The following is a 16708-nucleotide window of genomic DNA, read 5'->3' as shown; positions in this document are numbered from 1 at the left end:
CCCCCACCTTGGGCAAATGCTGCGCAAGGGATGACGAGAGCTAAGACAAGTGCAATGCCAGAGCGTTTCATGGCGCGGCTCCTTTAGCGACCAAGCCACGCTGCTGCGTTTCGTTCCTAGACATTGGGTCGAGCCGAATCGGCTGGCGAGATTGAGGACCAGACGAAATCGGCCGGCGGGAAGGTGCAGCATCCGTTCTCAAGGGAATGTGCGAGGACTTTGGGGGCGCCCTCTCAGCAGGGCCGAGGCCAGCAACCGAACTATAGGGGGAGACCAGGCGTTATCGACATTATGTCAGACGCATTCGACTACTTCCGGGCTTACGCTGTCCGCGCTCTGTGCAAGGCCCGATCTATGCCGCACGGCAGGATGAAGCATCTGCAGCTGCTGGCCGGACGAATTTACAATCTCCTCAAGAAAGAGGCCGCCTACGGACCGAACACGCAGCATCTCGAGGACTTCCGGGCAGCGCAGAAGCTTGAAAGGTCTCTCGACCGTCCGCCAGGCGAAGGCTCGGGCGCTGGGAGTGGCTTTGATCCGCCGAGGTCGCAGGACGCGGGACTGGGGGCTAGTTAAATGGCCTCCCTCGACACTCGTGGTGTAGCAAGCCTGCTGCGGGAATATGCGCAGCGCACCGCCTTGCGTGGCGGCAACCCCTACCGGGCAAAAGCCTATTCTCGGGCTGCTGACAGCCTGGCGGCCCTAACCGTTCCTCTGGACGTGCTCGTCGCCGGAGATCGACTTACTGAGATCCCGGGCGTCGGCGATGCTATTGCCGACATCATCACCAAGGTTCACAAGACGGGCAGTCATCCCAGCCTCGAGAAGCTGCGGAAGGAGATTCCCGCGGGCGTGCTCGAGATGCTCGCTGTACCCGGCCTTCGTCCGGAGAAGGTGCTGCGCCTGTACAAGGATCTCGGCATCGGCTCGCTCTCGGAGTTGGAGGCCGCCGCCAAGGATGACCGCATCAAGAAGGCCAAAGGACTCGGCGCCGCGCTGCAAGCCAAGATCCTGCAGAACCTCGCGATCGCCAAAAGCGGAGAAGGCCGCCTCCACCTGCACCGCGCGGCCGCGCTGCTGGCGCATGCGAAGGATTCGATCCGCAAGTCCCGCCCCGAACTCAAGCGTGTGACGATCGCCGGCGATTTCCGCCGGGGCTGCGAACTCGTCGGCGATCTCGCGATCGTTGCGGAGGCTGCCAAGCCGGACAAGACATCGACACCATCGGCCGACGGGCTGCAAATCCGAGTATCCGACCGCAAGCACTTCGGCGCCGCCCTTCTCTTCGCCACGGGCTCCGCCGGCCACATCAAGCAGCTTCAAGCCTTGGCCGCCGAGAAGGGTCTGCGGTTAGATGCCGACGGCTTGCACAAGGGCCGCACGCTGATCGCCGGCGAGGAGGCTGAGATCTACCGCGCCCTCGGTCTCCCCTTCATCGACCCTGAGCTCCGGGAGGGGCGCGGCGAGATCGAGGCGGCTCTGAAAGGCAAGCTCCCGAAGCTCATCACCGACCAGGACCTGCGTGGCATCCTTCACTGCCACACCGATGCCTCCGACGGCACCGAGACGCTGGAGACCATGGCTAAGGCCACGCGCCAGCGGGGCTTCGAGTATTTCGGCGTGGCGGACCATTCCAAGTCCGCTCACTATGCCGGCGGCCTCTCCGTTGAGGAGATCGCGCAGCAGCACCGGGAAGCCGACCGACTGAACAAGCGCTTCGGCAAGGGCTTCCGGATCCTCAAGGGTGTCGAGTCCGACATCCTGGCGGACGGGTCGCTCGACTATCCGGATGAGGTGCTGGAACGCTTCGATTTCGTGGTCGCGAGCATCCATGGCCGCTTCAAACTGGACCTCAAGGCGCAGACGCAGCGGCTGCTGCGCGCCGTCTCCGATCCTCACACCACCATCATCGGCCATATGACCGGGCGCCAGCTCCCGCGGCGGCCAGGCTACGAAATCGACGTCGAAAAGGTGCTGCGCGCTTGCGCGAGGCACGACGTCGTCGTCGAGATCAACGCCCATCCATGGCGCCTCGACCTGGATTGGCGCTGGCACCAGGCGGCGCTGGAGTTCGGCTGCATGCTGAGCATCAATCCGGACGCGCACTCGATCCTCGAGCTCGACCACATGCACTGGGGCGTCCAGATGGCGCGCAAGGGCGGTGTCCCCGCCGACCGCGTCCTCAACGCGATGCCTCTTCCGGAAATCACGCGCTACCTCCGCCAGAAGCGGCGCTCATTCGCCCGGGCCGCCTGATGCCGAAGCCGCACCCGCTCTCCTTGGAGGGCACAGTGGTCGCAGTTGCCGCCGATCGCGGTCACCACTTCAGCAAGCCCCCTCAGGATCGGATCGTGCTGGAGGAAGGCCACGGCGTCCAAGGCGACGCCCACGCCGGCCCATTCGTCCGGCACCGTTACCTTGCCCGCCGCCGGCCACGCCTGCCCAATCTCCGGCAGGTTCACCTGATCCCGTCCGAACTCTTCGCGACGCTACTTAAGGCCGGCTTCGAGGTCGGCGCCGGCGACCTCGGCGAGAACATCAGCACCGCCGGCTTGGCCCTCGAGCGGATGCCGCTCGGCACCCTCATCGAATTAGGTCCCATGGCCGTCGTCGAGCTGACCGGTCTCCGGACGCCCTGTGTCCTCATCGACCGCTTCCGGGCCGGCCTTAAGCAACAGGTGCTCTCGTCGGCGGAAACGGGCCCTCCATTCAAATCCGGGGTGTTGGGCGTGGTACGGGCCGGCGGGATGGTCGCGGCTGATGATACTGCGCGGATTCGCCTTCCGTCCTCCTCGTTTCGGCCTCTGCCGGCCTTGTAGAAAGTCCCAACCATGGCTCGCAAATCGGCCCTGCCATATCGCCTGCAGCCCATGCTGGCCACGTTGACGGATGCGCCGTTCGACGATCCCGATTGGGTCTTCGAGGACAAATTCGATGGTTTCCGCATGGTCGCGGAAATCCGGCGTGGTCGGGTCGCGCTCTACAGCCGCAATGGAAAGATCATCAGCCACTCCTACGTGGAGGTCGCGAAGGCGCTCGAGGGCGTGAAGGCGGACGCCGTAATCGATGGCGAGCTCGTCGCGATCGGCAAGGACGGCGCATCCCATTTCCAGTTGCTCCAGAACGCCTTGCGCCACGAGGCCAAGCTCTTGTACTGCGCGTTCGACCTCATGTTCGCGGGGGGCGAGGACCTGCGCGCGCTGCCACTCCTCGAGCGCAAGAAGCGGCTAAAGGCGATCCTGCCGCGCCACAAGCTGCTCGCGTTCAGCAACCACCGCAAAGGCAAGGGAACGAAGTTTTTTGCAGAAGCCGAGCGGAGGCATCTCGAAGGAATCATGGCCAAGCGCGCCGATAGCCCGTACGCGTCTGGACGCCGGACCGCCGATTGGCTGAAGGTGAAAACGGCGCAGCGGCAGGAGGTCGTGATCGCCGGCTTCACGGCGCCGCGGCGAACCCGGCCATTCTTCGGCGCCCTCGTGCTGGCGGTACGCGAAGGCGACGCATGGCGGTACATCGGCCACGTCGGCACCGGCTTCAGTCACCAGGTTCTCGAAGAGCTTCACGGCAAGCTCGTGAAGCTCAAGACAGGCAAGTCCCCGTTCCCCGCCAAGGTGAAGGATGAGCAAGTCACCACCTGGGTCCGTCCTTCGTTGGTCGCGGAAGTGAAGTTCGCCGAGTGGACCAGCAAGGAGGAGCTGCGTCAGCCGGTCTATCTCGGCCTGCGGTCCGACAAGAAGGCCAGGGACGTCGCTCGCGAAAAGAGTTGGTCGCGAAAATAAGGGCAGCGGAGGCGGAAAGTCTCGGATTTAGCCTGCTTCGCGCTCGGCTGCCGAAGGCCACGGCGGCAGGGGCGGCAACCCGAGAGCCTTGCGGATGGGTCCGAACGACCGGCGGTGAACTGCGCATGCACCAAGCCTGGCAAGAGCTTCGTAATGAGCCGGCACGGGGTAGCCCTTATGATCCGCGAAGCCGTAGCCGGGGTGACGAATGTCGAGAGTCCGCATGACCGTGTCGCGTTCGACTTTCGCCAGGATTGACGCAGCAGCGATGCTGGCGGACTTGGCGTCGCCCTTGACGATGGCCTGCTGAGGGAGGTCGATTTCCTTCAATCGCTTCGCGTCGATCAGCAGATGCTGCGGCGTCAATCCTAGTCCCTTGACCGCACGCTGCATGGCTTGGATGCCCGCCCAATAGATGTTGATCGTGTCGATCTCCTCGACCTCTACGAACGCCACACACCAACTCTCTGCCTTTGCCTTGATCTCCTTCGCGAGTTCTTCGCGAGCCGCGGCGTCGAGTTTCTTCGAGTCGTCGATCCCGACTATCCGCGTGCCGGGTTTCAGGATCACAGCGCCAGCGGAGACCGGCCCGGCGAGCGGGCTCATTCCAGCCTCGTCCACGCCCGCCACGGCATGAAGGCCGCTCTCCCAGAGAGAGGTTTCGAAACTGAGCATCTTGCGGAGGCGCTGCCCTTCGGACCTGTTTTCGAAGCGCCGTTTGTCGATCGAAGCCAGGATGGCTCGGGCTCCCGCTCGGGTGTCGGCCCGCAAGATCTGCTCGACACTGACCTCGAGCGGTCTTTTCTCGACGACATAGCGCTGACGCAGCACATCGAGGGAATATCGGGACATGGAAGCTTTCGTGGAGACTGACTGTGGGGAGCGTGTCGGTGAACTTTGTGGCGATTGTCTGAAGCTAAGTTACGCCGCCGAATAACTCGCAGCGCCTTGTCGAAAAGCAACAGGCCCGGCCTTCACCTGAGACGGATTGCTTCCACCGTTCTCAGAACGGAACTAACCGGGGTCTTCATCCCTTTAGGGAGGAGTGGAGCCTCGATCCCAGGGTGCTTCCGAGGGACAGGCCCATGCTCCGACAGACCGGCAACGACGAACAGGTTCTGGACCGCACCGTCGAAGTGGCGGCTACCATCGCGGAAGAAGGCCTCCGGTACGTCAGCGACTCCGCGCCGGGTTACACGCGCAAGCGGAATGGAACCACTTTCAGCTACTACGACAAGGACGGCAAGCGCATCACCGATGCCGCCGTCATCCGACGCATCAAATCAATCGGCATCCCGCCGGCCTACGAATCCGTGTGGATCTGCCCGTCGTCGAACGGCCACATCCAGGCGACCGGGCTCGATGTGCGGGGTCGGAAGCAGTATCGCTACCATCCGAAGTGGCGCGAGCTGCGAGACCAGAACAAGTATGAGAATATCATCCTGTTCGCTGCCGCGCTGCCCGCGCTGCGGGAGCGGGGGGCCGCCGACATGAAGCGGGACGGACTGCCCCGCGAGAAGGTGCTGGCCACGATCGTTAGTCTTCTGGAAAAGACGCTGATCCGGGTCGGCAATGCCGAGTATGCCGAGAAAAACAACTCCTACGGGCTCACCACCATGCGCCGCAAGCACGTCGCGGTCGGGCGCGGCGTCCTTCGTTTCGACTTCACGGGCAAGTCGGGCAAACAATGGAAGCTTCGCGTCGAGGACAAGCGGATAGCCGCGATCGTGAAGCGCTGCGCCGAGATCCCGGGACATGAGCTCTTCAAGTACCTCGATGACGACGGACAGCCCCGTACCGTCGATTCCGGCGACGTCAACGCCTATATCAAGGACATCACGCGAGAGGACTTCAGCGCCAAGGATTTCCGCACTTGGGCAGGGACGGTCTTGGCGGCGCTGGCGCTTGCGGAGTTCAAAAAGTACGATAGCCAGGCCGAGGCGAAGCGCAACGTAGTCGCGGCAATCGAGAGCGTCTCGAAGCAGCTCGGCAACACACCGGCGATCTGCCGCAAGTGCTACGTGCACCCGGAAGTCTTGAACGCCTACATGTCCGGTGCCCTCGTGAAGATGATTGAAGCCAAGATCGCGCAGAAGTTCAAGCGCCAGCACGCCAAGCTCACTTCCGACGAGATCATGGTGTTGGCATTTCTGCGCAAGCGTCTCAATTCTCTGAAGGCTCCCGCCTAGGCTCCTGTACCACTCTCCAGAGGCCTGCTTACTCCTCGGTGCTGCCAGGCACGCCTCAAACGGCGGGTTCTTTTCGTCGGCGAAAACGGGCCTTCCATTCAAATGCGGGTGCTGGGAGTGGTGAGGGCCGGCGGACATGTTACGGCGGCGATACGGCGCGGTGCTGATACCATCCCTTCTGTTTCCGCGTTGCCAGCGCTCTAGACGAAAGTACATGCTCGGGACCACCTGAACGCGGAACTGGAGGGCGCGGCTTTCCATTGACCACCAAGGGTGTCCTGATGGCCCGGATCGAAGATTACGCGCTTATTGGCGACTGCGAGACCGGCGCACTGGTCGGGCGCGACGGCTCAATCGATTGGCTCTGTTTCCCGCGGTTCGATTCCGATAGCTGCTTCGGGCGGCTCCTGGGAGACGAGAAAAACGGATACTGGAGCCTTCGCCCGGTCGACGGATATACGAACGAACGTCGCTACCCACCGGGCACGTTGATCCTGGAGACCGTCTTCGCGACGGAGACGGGCCGTGCACGTCTCGTGGATTTCATGCCACCCAAGACGGGCGTGTCGAAGGTCGTCAGGATCGTTGAGGGCCTTGAAGGATCCGTCGAGATGCGGAGCGAGCTGGTCGCACGGTTCGACTATGGGGTCAGTGTACCCTGGGTGAGCCGCCTGGAGGATGGTGCGGTCAGCTTGGTCGCGGGAGCGTCCATGCTGGTGCTAAGAACGGGGGTGCCGCTGCACGGCAAATCGATGAAGACAGTCGGCGCGTTCTCCGTCGGACCGGGCCAACGTGTTGCCTTCGTTCTCTCCTATCAGACATCGTATGAAGACCCAGCCTGCCCTGGCGATCCGTCGCTTCTCCTGGATCGTACGGAAAGTTTCTGGCGCGATTGGTCCAGCCGCTGTGAAGCGGCGGGGCCCTATTCGGACCATGTTCTGAGATCTCTCATAACTCTAAAGGCGCTGACGTTTGGACCGAGCGGCGGCATTGTCGCTGCGCCCACAACCTCGCTTCCAGAGCAAATTGGCGGTTCTCGCAATTGGGATTATCGCTTCTGCTGGGTCCGCGATGCCACGCTCACGCTGTTGGCTCTTATGGGGGCCGGCTACTACGACGAGGCGCGGGCTTGGCGAGACTGGCTCATCCGCGCCGTGGCGGGAAGCCCAAATCAGCTGCAGATCATGTACGCCGTTACAGGCGAGCGCAGGTTGACCGAGTGGGAGGTACCCTGGCTTTCGGGATATGAGAACTCAAAACCTGTGCGTATCGGCAACGCTGCCCACACTCAGCTTCAGCTTGATGTTTATGGCGAGCTGATGGACGCTTTATACCAGGCGCGCCGCGGCGGCCTGCGCGAGAACAAGCGAGCCTGGGCAATCCAATGTGCCCTCCTCGATCATCTCAAAGGAATTTGGACAGAGCCGGATGAAGGTATCTGGGAAGTGCGGGGCGGCGCCAAGCACTTCACCTACTCCAAGATAATGGCGTGGGTCGCTTTCGATCGCGCCATCAAATCGGCCGACGAGTTCGGGATGCACGGTCCCGTGGACGATTGGAAAGCGCAGCGCGCCGCCATTCAGGAAGATGTCTGCCAACGCGGCTACGATGAACAGCGGAAGACCTTCGTTCAGGTCTACGGTGAGTCCCAGCTCGATGCATCCCTGTTGCTGATCCCGGCGATAGGTTTCTTGCCGCCCGAAGATCCACGGGTGATCTCGACCATTGAAGCTATCGAACGCGAGTTGCTCAAGGACGGCTTTGTGCAGCGATACGATACGAAGGCGGCTAAGGACGGCCTGCCGCCTGGCGAAGGCATGTTTCTGGCCTGCAGCTTCTGGCTCGCGGATGCCTATCACCTGATCGGCCGCGATGCTGACGCCAAGGCATTGTTCGAGCGTCTTCTTACTCTGCGCAATGACGTCGGGCTGCTGTCGGAAGAGTACGACACAGAGCGAAATCGGTTGGTCGGCAACTTCCCCCAGGCCTTCTCTCACATCGCCCTGGTGAACACCGCTCATAATCTCACTCACCGCGAAAAGCCTTCCGAGCATCGCGGTGGCAAGAAAGCGCTTCCGAGCAAGGAGCAGGAAAGTAAGGGCACCACGAGGAGGCAAGTATGACAGAGAAGCCGATTGATGCTGCTGCCTCAGCCGGTCCGGAGGCGCGACCTCAAGGTCCGGTTCGCTTTCCGCTCGTGCTGGAAGGCCAGCCTGCGCTGGTGACGGGAGCGAACTCGGGAATCGGGCGCGCGGTGGCCCTTGGGCTCGCGGCCTCTGGCGCTGATGTAGTTGTCAACTACGTCGTTGACGCACAAGCAGCGGACGATGTGGCCCATCAAGTCGAAGCGCTTGGCCGGAAGGCGATCGCTATCAAGGCCGACGTCAGCAACGAGGAGGACGTCCAGTCGATGTTCTCCAGCGCTATAGGTCACTTTGGAACGCTGCACATCGCGGTGAACAATGCCGGATTGCAGCGTGATGCGCCGTTTCACGAGATGACGCTCCAACAGTGGAACAAAGTCATCGGCGTCAATCTCACCGGCCAATTTCTCTGCGCCAGAGAAGCGATCCGTGAGTTCAAGAGACGAGGTGTAGTGAAGAACGTGTCAGCGGCAGCGGGCAAACTCGTCTGCATGAGCTCCGTCCATCAGGAGATCCCTTGGGCGGGTCATGAGAACTATGCAGCCTCAAAGGGCGGCGTCATGCAGATGATGCGAAGCCTGGCGCAGGAAGTTGCTCCGCTGGCGATCCGGGTCAATGGCGTCGCGCCTGGAGCCATCCGTACCCCGATCAACCGACCCGCCTGGGAAACCAAGGAAGCCTACGACAGCCTGATGACACTCGTCCCCTATCGGCGCATCGGTGAGCCAAATGATGTCGCCCAAGCGGTCGCCTGGCTGGTTTCAGATGCGGCCGACTACGTCGTTGGCACCACCTTGTTCATCGACGGCGGCATGATGCTTTTCCCGGGCTTTGCAAGCGGGGGATAGCCAAAGCTTACGATTCGCAACGAAAGTGTAGGGGGCTCAATCGGAACGGCCAAAGCATGCGGGTGTTGCGGCATGGGGCCTTCGGCAACAGGAGGAATGAGCATTGCCAAATGGCGCACGCGCAATGGGCGCAGGCAAGATCGCCCGCGAGGTAGCGAGAGCACTGGCGTCCGCTCTGAAGCGCCAATCCATCTCTCCGAAAAAGGGTCATAGAAAAGAGGAAAAAGCACTGAGCCAGACCTCGCGACCGCTACGCCCCGAAAAGTAGCCGTAGCTCCCATGGCCATCTGGCTTACTGCGGGTCTTTGGGGGCTGCTTGGGGCCTCATCATTGCTCCTGGGAGCAGCGGTCGCATTCGTATAAGGAGCGCGCTTGCGCAAGCGGTCCGGCGGCCAGCAGGTCAACGCCGGCGAAGGCGGAGGCCTGGCGATTGCCGTCGGCTCACTTCTCGACGGTATTCCGGAAAGCGTTGTCCTGGGTTTGGGGCTGTTGAGCGGAAAGGGCATCAGCATCGCGATGCTCGCCGCTATCTTTCTGTCCGACTTCCCAGAGGGGCTTTCTAGTGCGCTCGGCATGCGGGCCGCTGGCCGTTCGGCTACCTATATCTTTGGATTTTGGGGCGCGATCACCATCCTTTCGGGAGTTGCCGCCGCCTTAGGAGCAGCTTTCCTGGCGGCGCTGCTCCTCAGGTCGTTGCTACCGTAAGTGCCTTAGCTGCGAGCGCTCTTCTCACGATGGTGGTAAACACCATGGTGCCGGAAGCTGTCGAAGGCGAACAGAAGCTGGCCGGCGTGCTCGTGGTGGTCGGCTTGCTCGCGGCCTTCGCGCTTTCTAACCTCGGCGAAACGTAGAAGGGCGTTAGGCGCCGTCTGAATCAATCAGGTGTTGTCGGCCCACCTGCGATTTCAGGCGCGGCTTAGAGGTCAGCCGCCGTCGCGTAGGTACGCTTCGGGCTCGGGACTCATGGATAGTCCGCGCCAATCTAAGCCGCCGGACTTTGTCTGGGGCTAGTTCTCGCCCTCGATCTCGCCTCAGGAAGCGTTCGCCCTTGCTCGCTCGCGAGCCTCCCGACGCCGTTCGCGGCGTTCGCGCCGCCGCTTGGCACGGTCAGCAGGCTGCCGGAACGAAGGAACGTGACTTGGAGGGGCTATCACAGCCGCAGCGTCCTCGAGCAAAGGAGCTTGGACGGGTGCGGATGCCTCCGGGCGGGCTTCCATGAATTCAAGCGCTGCCCGACCCTTTGCCGTGATCTTCCAGCCGCCGCTGATGCGCTCGACTAAGCCTTGAGAAAAGATGTCGAGGCCGGGGACCTGCGCAGCGAGGCGCTTGGTTCGGTCCGCCCAATCGCGGCCGCTGGTCGCCAGAATGGCCATGTCGCGCTTCAGGTCATCCATGACGGCGAAGCCGTCCGGATAGCTCACCAGGATCTTCAGCACCGTGACCTGGAAATTCACGCCCGCCTCGACCGATCAGCGCCACATCGTGGGCGCCCGTCAAAGGGCGTCACGGCCGGCTGCGTGAGTTCGTCCTGCGATACCTCGCCTCTGGTCGCCGCCTCCAGTATCTTTGAGGCGACATGGCTACGCGGTCCGATCTCGCGCTGCGAAACGCTCGCAGACCTCGTCCAAGACCGCGTGCAATAGCGCAGTGGTTGCCGCATCGAACATCAATGCTCCCCAGAAAGCGAAAGTCCCACTATAGCCAACATTTCGCACGGCGCGACTCAACAAAGTTTCGATCGCGATAGGCCAAGCCAGCTGGTCTGACCGTACCTTTGGAAGATGCCTGCACGGTAGACTTGCCTTGCAAGATCGGGCAATTCGTAAGGCTATCTTCGAGATCAGGAACTCGCATGTGGAGACCTCAGCGATTTTATAGGCAGGTCGTTCTGTCGACATCGGTTGTCTTAGTTCTGGCAGCCGGCGCCGCGGCCCAGGAGGATAAGAAGACCGACGACGACAAGCCGGCCGATCCGGACACGGGTGAGAGCACCGTGGAGGAAAAGACGCTCGGCATTCTGCCCAATCCGCTGCAGAAGTACGGCGTGAAGTTCGCGGCCACTTACATCGGCGAGGCGTTTGGTAACGCTTCCGGCGGCCTGAAACAGGGCGCTATCTACGAAGGCCGTCTCAACCTCGCGGTGGATGTCGATCTGCAGAAGCTCGTCGGCATCGACAAGCTCACTTTTCACGCCAACATGTTCCAGATCCATGGCGATGGCCTGTCCCGGAGCAATCTTCAGAACTTCTTTGTCGTCAGCGGAATCGAGGCTCTACCCTCAACGCGTCTTTACGAAGCGTATTTCGAGAAGCGGTGGGGCGCAAAGAGGATCTCGCTGAAAGTGGGTCAGCTCGCCGCCGACAGCGAATTCTTCAACACCAAATATACAGACGTGTTCACCAACGCCTCAATGGGTTGGCCCGCGATCACGTCGCTCAATCTGCCCAGCGGGGGACCTTCGCCACCTTTGGCGGCCATGGGCGCAAGGCTACTGGTCAACGTGACCGACCAGCTTTCCGTTCTGGGTGGGATCTTCGACGGCGACCAAGCCGGGCCCGGACCGGGCGATCCGCAGGAGCGCAACCGCTACGGCGTCAATTTCCGCGTCAACGATCCGCCGTTGTTACTGGGTCAGATCCAGTACGCCTGGAACAACAAGAAGGGCGATCCCAACCTGACCGGCCAGATCAAGTTCGGCGGCTGGCGGCACTTCGGCCCTTTCGCGGATCAACAGTTCGCGTCGAACGGCAGCTCGCTCGCCGCTTCCGGTAGCACCGGCCAGCCCTTATCGCTGGCAGGAGACATCGGTGCTTGGGCGGTCTTCGAGCAACAGATTTACCGCGTGCCTCACAGCGACGATCGCGGGATCGGTGTGTTCGCAAGGACCGCCGGCGCGCCCGCTGATCGCAACCTGATCGATCTCTACGCTGATGCCGGCGTCGAGTTCATCGGGCTTCGTGATGACCGGCCAGATGACAAGTTCGGGATCGCCGCGGGCTATGCCCATGTGTCCAAGCGGGCGCAGGCGCTCGACGCCGACTACCGCACGCTGGTGAATCCCAACTGGCCCTCGCGAAACTTTGAGGGATTGCTGACGACGGTCTACCAATACCAGATAAAGGACGGCTGGTCGTTGCAGCCGAACTTCCAATACATCATCCATCCCGGCGGCGGCGCTACGGGGCCGGCGACGCCATTCGCCGGAAAGGTCCTCAAAAACGCGTCGGTGTTCGGTCTTAGGACGACGGTAAAATTCTAGCACCGTGCGCATCGCACGGACTCTGCTCCAGGAAGAGCTCGTGCAGATGAACACGATGGCGCAGATGGCATCAGAGCGACCCCCATGTCGTCTTCCGGGCGGACATCTCATTGAGTCTTTTCAGCCTGCTCGCGCTCGCGCAAGCCTCGGGCAAGTTGATCAACAGACGTCTCCTGCGCCAATTCGTCTTGTTGGCAATCCTCGTCATCGACATTCAGCCGCCTGGCAAGCTTCTGCAATATTCTCAAAGATCGCGTCGCCTCCCGTTCAGAGAGCAGATTAATCTGAAGTTCTAGACGATCCCGCTTCTCCAAGATGCGGTCGGTTGCATTTTGGCGAATGAGGACACAGGAGGTGAGAAGTACCGCCTCCAGCGCGAGGAATGTCCCGAGCAGCGGGAACGGGAATGGATCAAGCGCGCGATCGGGGAATACCCCGCCGAACGCCATCCAACACACCACCGCCCCGCACTGCAGCACAACGAACTGCGGAGTTCCCGCAAACGATCCGATTGCATGAAAAACACGATGATGAAGAGCGATCTTTTCCTCATCCTGCTTTTCAAGGCGCAGGATGGCGTCGATATTTTCTACCGGTCTTTTCGATGATGCCGACGCTGACATGGTCAGGTGGCGATCCGCTCGGCGGCTCGCCGCGCTGACTGTCGGGTCCGGTCGAGTGTCTCATCTCCGGCTTTTTCGGCCTTGGCACGCGCTTCACATTTCGAGCGAAGCTCCTCAATCTCATCGTCTGTGAGGTGCTCGATTCCCACGAGACTATTGCGCGCTGCGCTCACGCGAATGAGTTCGTCAAGCTTTACCTGAATGGCGGCGCTGTCCCGGTTTTGCGAATTCTGAATCAGAAATACCATAAGGAAAGTTACGATTGTGGTCCCAGTATTAATGACCAACTGCCAAGTGTCCGAGAACTGGAAGAGCGGGCCGCTGATGCCCCATACGACCACCACACCCGCGGCTAACAGGAAGGTCGAGGCGCGCCCTGCCGCAAGCGAAGTCTTGTTCGCCAAGTCACCGAAGAATTTTGAAATCGGCGATGGTTCGTGTCTCATGATTTTAGCCTCTACCACCGACCACAATGTTGTGTTGGGGCAAAAAGTTCCGCGTTAGGAACCATGGTCTCCGGCATACTCCGTGAAATGCTTTTCGCGGGCGCTCCCGAGAGAACGTATTACGAGCGATCGCGGAGTACGTCCCAAGCCGCGCCCCTTTGGAGCCGACCTCAACCATAGAATTCCACTTTGCCCCTGACTCGAACGGATGGCCCAGGATTCGATTCCTGCCGGCTCATAAGTCAGCCGCGGAAAAATCTCTCACGCGGAGGGTCCTCCACGAGCGATCAGGTTGCGATATCGGGCCTCGTACTCCTTCGCCATCCGGCTTGCGGCGAAGCACTCCTCGAACCGCGCGCGGACCACTCGTCTGTCCAGCCGGCCCAGTTCTTTCACTGCCCTGATCGCCTGTTCCTCACCATCGACGATGAAGCCGGTCACTCCGTCCTCAACCACCTCCGGCACCGAGCCTGATCGATAGGCGATTACGGGCGTCCCGCACGCCATCGCCTCGATCATGACCAGACCGAACGGCTCGGGCCAATTGATCGGAAACAGCAGGCCCGCTGCGTTCGCGAGGAAAGGCTGCTTCTTCGCGTCGTCGACCTCGCCGACGAGCTGAACCGTCTGGCCATCGATGTTTGGCTCGAGCTTGTTCTTGAAGTAGGCCGTCTCCGCCCGAGGGATCTTGGCGGCCATCCGCAGCGGCATCCGGGCCGCGCGCGCGATGCGTATGGCGTCCTGCGGACCCTTGTCCGCCGTCAGCCGCCCCAGAAAGGCCAGGTACGAACCTGGTTCGTAGGAGGGCCGAAACATATCTTTGGGCAGTCCGTGCTGGATCGTCGCGATCCAGTTTGCCTCCGGAAGCGGCCGACGCTGGTCGGCGGAAATGGAGACGAACGGAGCGTTCGCAAAGGCGCCGATTAGCTGCGGCAGACCGGGAAGGTCGAGACGGCCGTGCATGGTCGTCAGGAAAGGCACGCCGGTCCGGCTCAGCACCGGAAGAGGCAGCCAGTCGACGTGGGAGTGAATCACGTCGAAATCGCGCGCGCGCTCGGCGATGGCCTCGATCAGAAGCGCGCAGGCGGCGTTCGGATCCGCACCCTTCCGCCCCAGCCGCAGCGCGCGCGGCCACACCGCCTGGAGCTTTCCTTTCGTCTTCGAGTCCCCGCTTGCGAACAGAGTGACGTCGTGTCCGAGTTCGACCAGTTCGTCCACCAGCCAGGCGATCACGCGCTCGGTGCCGCCGTAGAGCTTTGGAGGTACGCTCTCGGCCAACGGAGCAAGCTGGGCAATCCGCATCGGCTAGGCCCCCAACACGAATCGCAGGACCGTCACGATCGTCGCGGAAATGAGCGACGAAATCGCAAGCAGCGTCCAATTGGGCCTCGTGCTTCCCCCTGCCACGCGCGCTGCGAGCGCCTTCACGGCCGTCAACATCCGTCTCGAGAAAGCCGCTGCAGGTAGGCTATTCCGAAGCCTGCGAGCTCTTCGCTATCGCTTGCGCGCGCTTCCGACCTGCTGTGGAGGTGACGCTCCAGCAGGCAGCGCCGGCTGTCGTGCGCATCGACCTCGGGGTGCCGCGCCCGGTACACCGTCCAGGCGGTCTCCGCGGCGTTCTTCAAGACGACTTCGTCGACCATACTCACTCTCTCCAGAGACCGAACCCAGTCGCTGCCAACTCAAGGCGCTCCGGAAAGTTTCCGGATTTTCCCGACAGTAGACGAAGGAAGGAAGCTCAGGATGCTCTGACATGCGCCCGCGTACGTGCCGCACGCCGGCGCTGCAGGCGTTGGCTTCGGCCGGACCTTCTGGATGCAAGGTGGTAGTCGTCGGGGTTGCGGCGGTCGGCTCCGCACTGGAGCTTCGCGCGCCGTCTCTGGCGGCGAGGATTCCATGGCCCGCGCCGCCCGGGCAGCTGCAACCATTGCCTCTTTTTCCCGTTATCGGTAGGGCGCGAGCAATGTGAAAGGAATCTCGATGAAGAAGATCGCGATGTCGGCGCTGATGGTCGGCGCTCTTGGTCTGTCCTCGGTGGCCACCGTCTCTCCTGCCGAAGCCCACTGGCGAGGTGGCTGGGGACCGGGCGGTCTGCTGGCTGGCGCCGTAATCGGCGGGCTTGCCTCGTCGGCTTATGGATGGGGACCTGGCTACGGCTACTACGGTGGCTCAGGTTACTACGGCGCAGGCTATTACGGCGGCCCCTATGCCTACGACTACGGCTACGACGAGCCCTATCGCTGGGGTGGTAGCTACGCGACCACGACCTACTACACGGCGCCCGTGTCCTACGGCTACCGGCACCGCCGAGCCGTGCGGCCCGCTTACGCCTATTACCGCGGAACATATCCGGTCGTGGGGCACCGCTGGCACCATCACCGCTGGTGAACACGAGCCGAACGGGCCGCGCTCCGGACGGGCGCGGCCTCTCCGTCTGCAGAAGCAAAACTCCTTCCGTTTACCGCCAGCCGCCGGCAAAGAAGTCAAGCGGGTCCAACGCCAACCGTTGGTCGGCTGGCATCGTCCTCGGCTTGGTTGGCCGCCTTCTTTGCGGATGAGTCTCCGCGTGCTTGCGAACCCAGGGCGTCCTTCTTCGGCGGAAGCCGCCGGGGCTGGCGGCCATCGCCGCAAGCACGTCGCTCGAAGGTCGTCCGTCTGCTTCAGTAGTCGGGTCCGCGTTCGCCAACGCCAGAGGATCGGATCGCTGACGCGTAACCCGATTTGGCTAGGCCGCCTTAACTCTGGCGCTCTTGCGCCCGAGAGGTACGCAGAGTGTTCTGGTGATGCCACCTTGAGCATCGAACCAGAATTTCGTACTTACTGTGCTGCCGTCGTAATCGCGGTAGTCGAGGCGAACGCACTCCTGCTCCGGAAGGACTTCGTCGAGTTCGAACGCCGCTTCTGTTGCGCCGCGGAGCTTGCCTGGCCAATAGCGAAGCAAGCCGGAACGTCCGATGAACCGTTCTCCGCTGCAGCAATCAAGCGTCGCCTGATCCGCATAGAGCGCCAGCAAATCCTCCAGACGACGCTCGCGACACGCGTCCAACCAATCGATCACGATTCCGATGGGATCGAACCCAGTTCCCAAACCAGACATTCTCCACCTCACAGTTGTCCCCGGTGGCAGGGTCACATGGGCCGCGAGACTTGAATGACGCATGAACCGCCGGTTCGCGTGGCAGGGTCCGAACAGGACCTTCTGACGCGGCAGCGAGAGGTCGACGCGATCGTCGGCGAAACCCTCAATTGCTACGATGATGGGGCGATCGAACAAGAGGAATTGACCGCATTGGGTCTGTTACTAGAGCTGTTCAACCATGCCATGGCGGAAAGGCGAGCGACGCTGCAGAGTGGCTCCACTGAAGAAGCAAGGGCCTTGGGTCCAACCCTTGCCTCTCGTCGATAGGCAGACCCCGCGAA

General features: G+C 61.9%; 16 protein-coding genes and 1 pseudogene. 10 read left to right on the top strand and 7 right to left on the bottom strand.

The annotated features are described in order from the left end of the window. Window positions 1–576: 576 nt before the first annotated feature. Genes IVB48_RS06395 through ligD form a run of 3 tightly spaced genes read left to right on the top strand, consistent with a single transcriptional unit; the run spans window position 577 to window position 3779 of the window. The gene (locus IVB48_RS06395) at window positions 577–2256 is read left to right on the top strand and encodes a DNA polymerase/3'-5' exonuclease PolX (RefSeq protein WP_247398583.1); all 1680 of its coding nucleotides are present in this window, start codon (window positions 577–579) and stop codon (window positions 2254–2256) included. Beyond that, the gene (locus IVB48_RS06390) at window positions 2256–2819 is read left to right on the top strand and encodes an MOSC domain-containing protein (protein ID WP_247398580.1); all 564 of its coding nucleotides are present in this window, start codon (window positions 2256–2258) and stop codon (window positions 2817–2819) included. Before IVB48_RS06395 ends, IVB48_RS06390 begins: the two co-directional genes overlap by 1 nt. Window positions 2820–2831: 12 nt before the next feature. Further along, window positions 2832–3779: a non-homologous end-joining DNA ligase gene (gene ligD, locus IVB48_RS06385; RefSeq protein WP_247398577.1), complete on the top strand. Its 948-nt coding sequence runs from the start codon at window positions 2832–2834 to the stop codon at window positions 3777–3779. A 27-nt stretch (window positions 3780–3806) separates the two neighbouring features. Here the strand turns inward: ligD and IVB48_RS06380 are convergent, their stop codons facing one another. Beyond that, the gene (locus IVB48_RS06380) at window positions 3807–4631 is read right to left on the bottom strand and encodes a ribonuclease HII (protein WP_247398574.1); all 825 of its coding nucleotides are present in this window, start codon (window positions 4629–4631) and stop codon (window positions 3807–3809) included. 233 nt (window positions 4632–4864) lie between these two features. On the opposite strand from IVB48_RS06380, the gene IVB48_RS06375 reads away from it, so the two are divergent. The 4 genes from IVB48_RS06375 to IVB48_RS06360 all read left to right on the top strand — a co-directional run bounded on the left by IVB48_RS06375 (window position 4865) and on the right by IVB48_RS06360 (window position 9665). Continuing rightward, window positions 4865–5968 carry a DNA topoisomerase IB gene (locus IVB48_RS06375; protein ID WP_247398572.1) on the top strand — a complete coding sequence of 368 codons (1104 nt, stop codon included), beginning with the start codon at window positions 4865–4867 and terminating at the stop codon, window positions 5966–5968. Between the two features lie 278 nt (window positions 5969–6246). Further along, window positions 6247–8091 carry a glycoside hydrolase family 15 protein gene (locus IVB48_RS06370; RefSeq protein ID WP_247398602.1) on the top strand — a complete coding sequence of 615 codons (1845 nt, stop codon included), beginning with the start codon at window positions 6247–6249 and terminating at the stop codon, window positions 8089–8091. Next, entirely contained in the window at window positions 8088–8960 is an 873-nt protein-coding gene (locus IVB48_RS06365; protein ID WP_247398569.1) for an SDR family oxidoreductase, read from the top strand. Before IVB48_RS06370 ends, IVB48_RS06365 begins: the two co-directional genes overlap by 4 nt. Before the next feature lie 372 nt (window positions 8961–9332). Continuing rightward, on the top strand, window positions 9333–9665 hold the full coding sequence (locus tag IVB48_RS06360) for a hypothetical protein (RefSeq protein WP_247398566.1): 333 nt from the start codon (window positions 9333–9335) through the stop codon (window positions 9663–9665). A gap of 326 nt (window positions 9666–9991) precedes the next feature. On the opposite strand, the gene IVB48_RS06355 is transcribed toward IVB48_RS06360, so the two are convergent. After that, window positions 9992–10414, bottom strand: a complete 423-nt coding sequence (locus tag IVB48_RS06355) for a hypothetical protein (RefSeq protein ID WP_247398564.1) — start codon at window positions 10412–10414, stop codon at window positions 9992–9994. 398 nt (window positions 10415–10812) lie between these two features. On the opposite strand from IVB48_RS06355, the gene IVB48_RS06350 reads away from it, so the two are divergent. Further along, a complete protein-coding gene (locus IVB48_RS06350; RefSeq protein ID WP_247398561.1) occupies window positions 10813–12219 on the top strand; it encodes a carbohydrate porin in 1407 nt (468 codons plus the stop codon). A gap of 107 nt (window positions 12220–12326) precedes the next feature. On the opposite strand, the gene IVB48_RS06345 is transcribed toward IVB48_RS06350, so the two are convergent. From IVB48_RS06345 to IVB48_RS06330, 4 genes are all read right to left on the bottom strand, one after another. Beyond that, window positions 12327–12842, bottom strand: a complete 516-nt coding sequence (locus tag IVB48_RS06345) for a DUF1003 domain-containing protein (RefSeq protein ID WP_247398559.1) — start codon at window positions 12840–12842, stop codon at window positions 12327–12329. 2 nt (window positions 12843–12844) lie between these two features. Continuing rightward, a complete protein-coding gene (locus IVB48_RS06340; RefSeq protein ID WP_247398558.1) occupies window positions 12845–13288 on the bottom strand; it encodes a low affinity iron permease family protein in 444 nt (147 codons plus the stop codon). Between the two features lie 261 nt (window positions 13289–13549). Next, complete coding sequence (locus IVB48_RS06335) at window positions 13550–14590, bottom strand: glycosyltransferase family 4 protein (protein ID WP_247398556.1); 1041 nt, start codon at window positions 14588–14590, stop codon at window positions 13550–13552. 131 nt (window positions 14591–14721) lie between these two features. Further along, on the bottom strand, window positions 14722–14931 hold the full coding sequence (locus IVB48_RS06330) for a hypothetical protein (protein ID WP_247398554.1): 210 nt from the start codon (window positions 14929–14931) through the stop codon (window positions 14722–14724). Window positions 14932–15268: 337 nt separating this feature from the next. Between IVB48_RS06330 and IVB48_RS06325 the strand changes: the two genes are divergently transcribed. Further along, on the top strand, window positions 15269–15676 hold the full coding sequence (locus IVB48_RS06325) for a hypothetical protein (RefSeq protein WP_247398552.1): 408 nt from the start codon (window positions 15269–15271) through the stop codon (window positions 15674–15676). A 337-nt stretch (window positions 15677–16013) separates the two neighbouring features. Here IVB48_RS06325 and IVB48_RS06320 read toward each other — a convergent pair whose 3' ends face one another. Continuing rightward, window positions 16014–16385 carry a nuclear transport factor 2 family protein gene (locus IVB48_RS06320; RefSeq protein ID WP_247398551.1) on the bottom strand — a complete coding sequence of 124 codons (372 nt, stop codon included), beginning with the start codon at window positions 16383–16385 and terminating at the stop codon, window positions 16014–16016. Between the two features lie 72 nt (window positions 16386–16457). On the opposite strand from IVB48_RS06320, the pseudogene IVB48_RS06315 reads away from it, so the two are divergent. After that, window positions 16458–16694: pseudogene (locus IVB48_RS06315) on the top strand (TRAP transporter substrate-binding protein); the annotation flags it as partial. Window positions 16695–16708: the final 14 nt, after the last annotated feature.

Origin of the sequence: Bradyrhizobium sp. 76, from assembly GCF_023073025.1 — a bacterium.
Classification (GTDB): Bacteria; Pseudomonadota; Alphaproteobacteria; order Rhizobiales; family Xanthobacteraceae; genus Bradyrhizobium.
The sequence above is the reverse complement of the archived record's forward strand: the minus strand, read 5'-3'. Positions and strand labels throughout refer to the sequence as shown.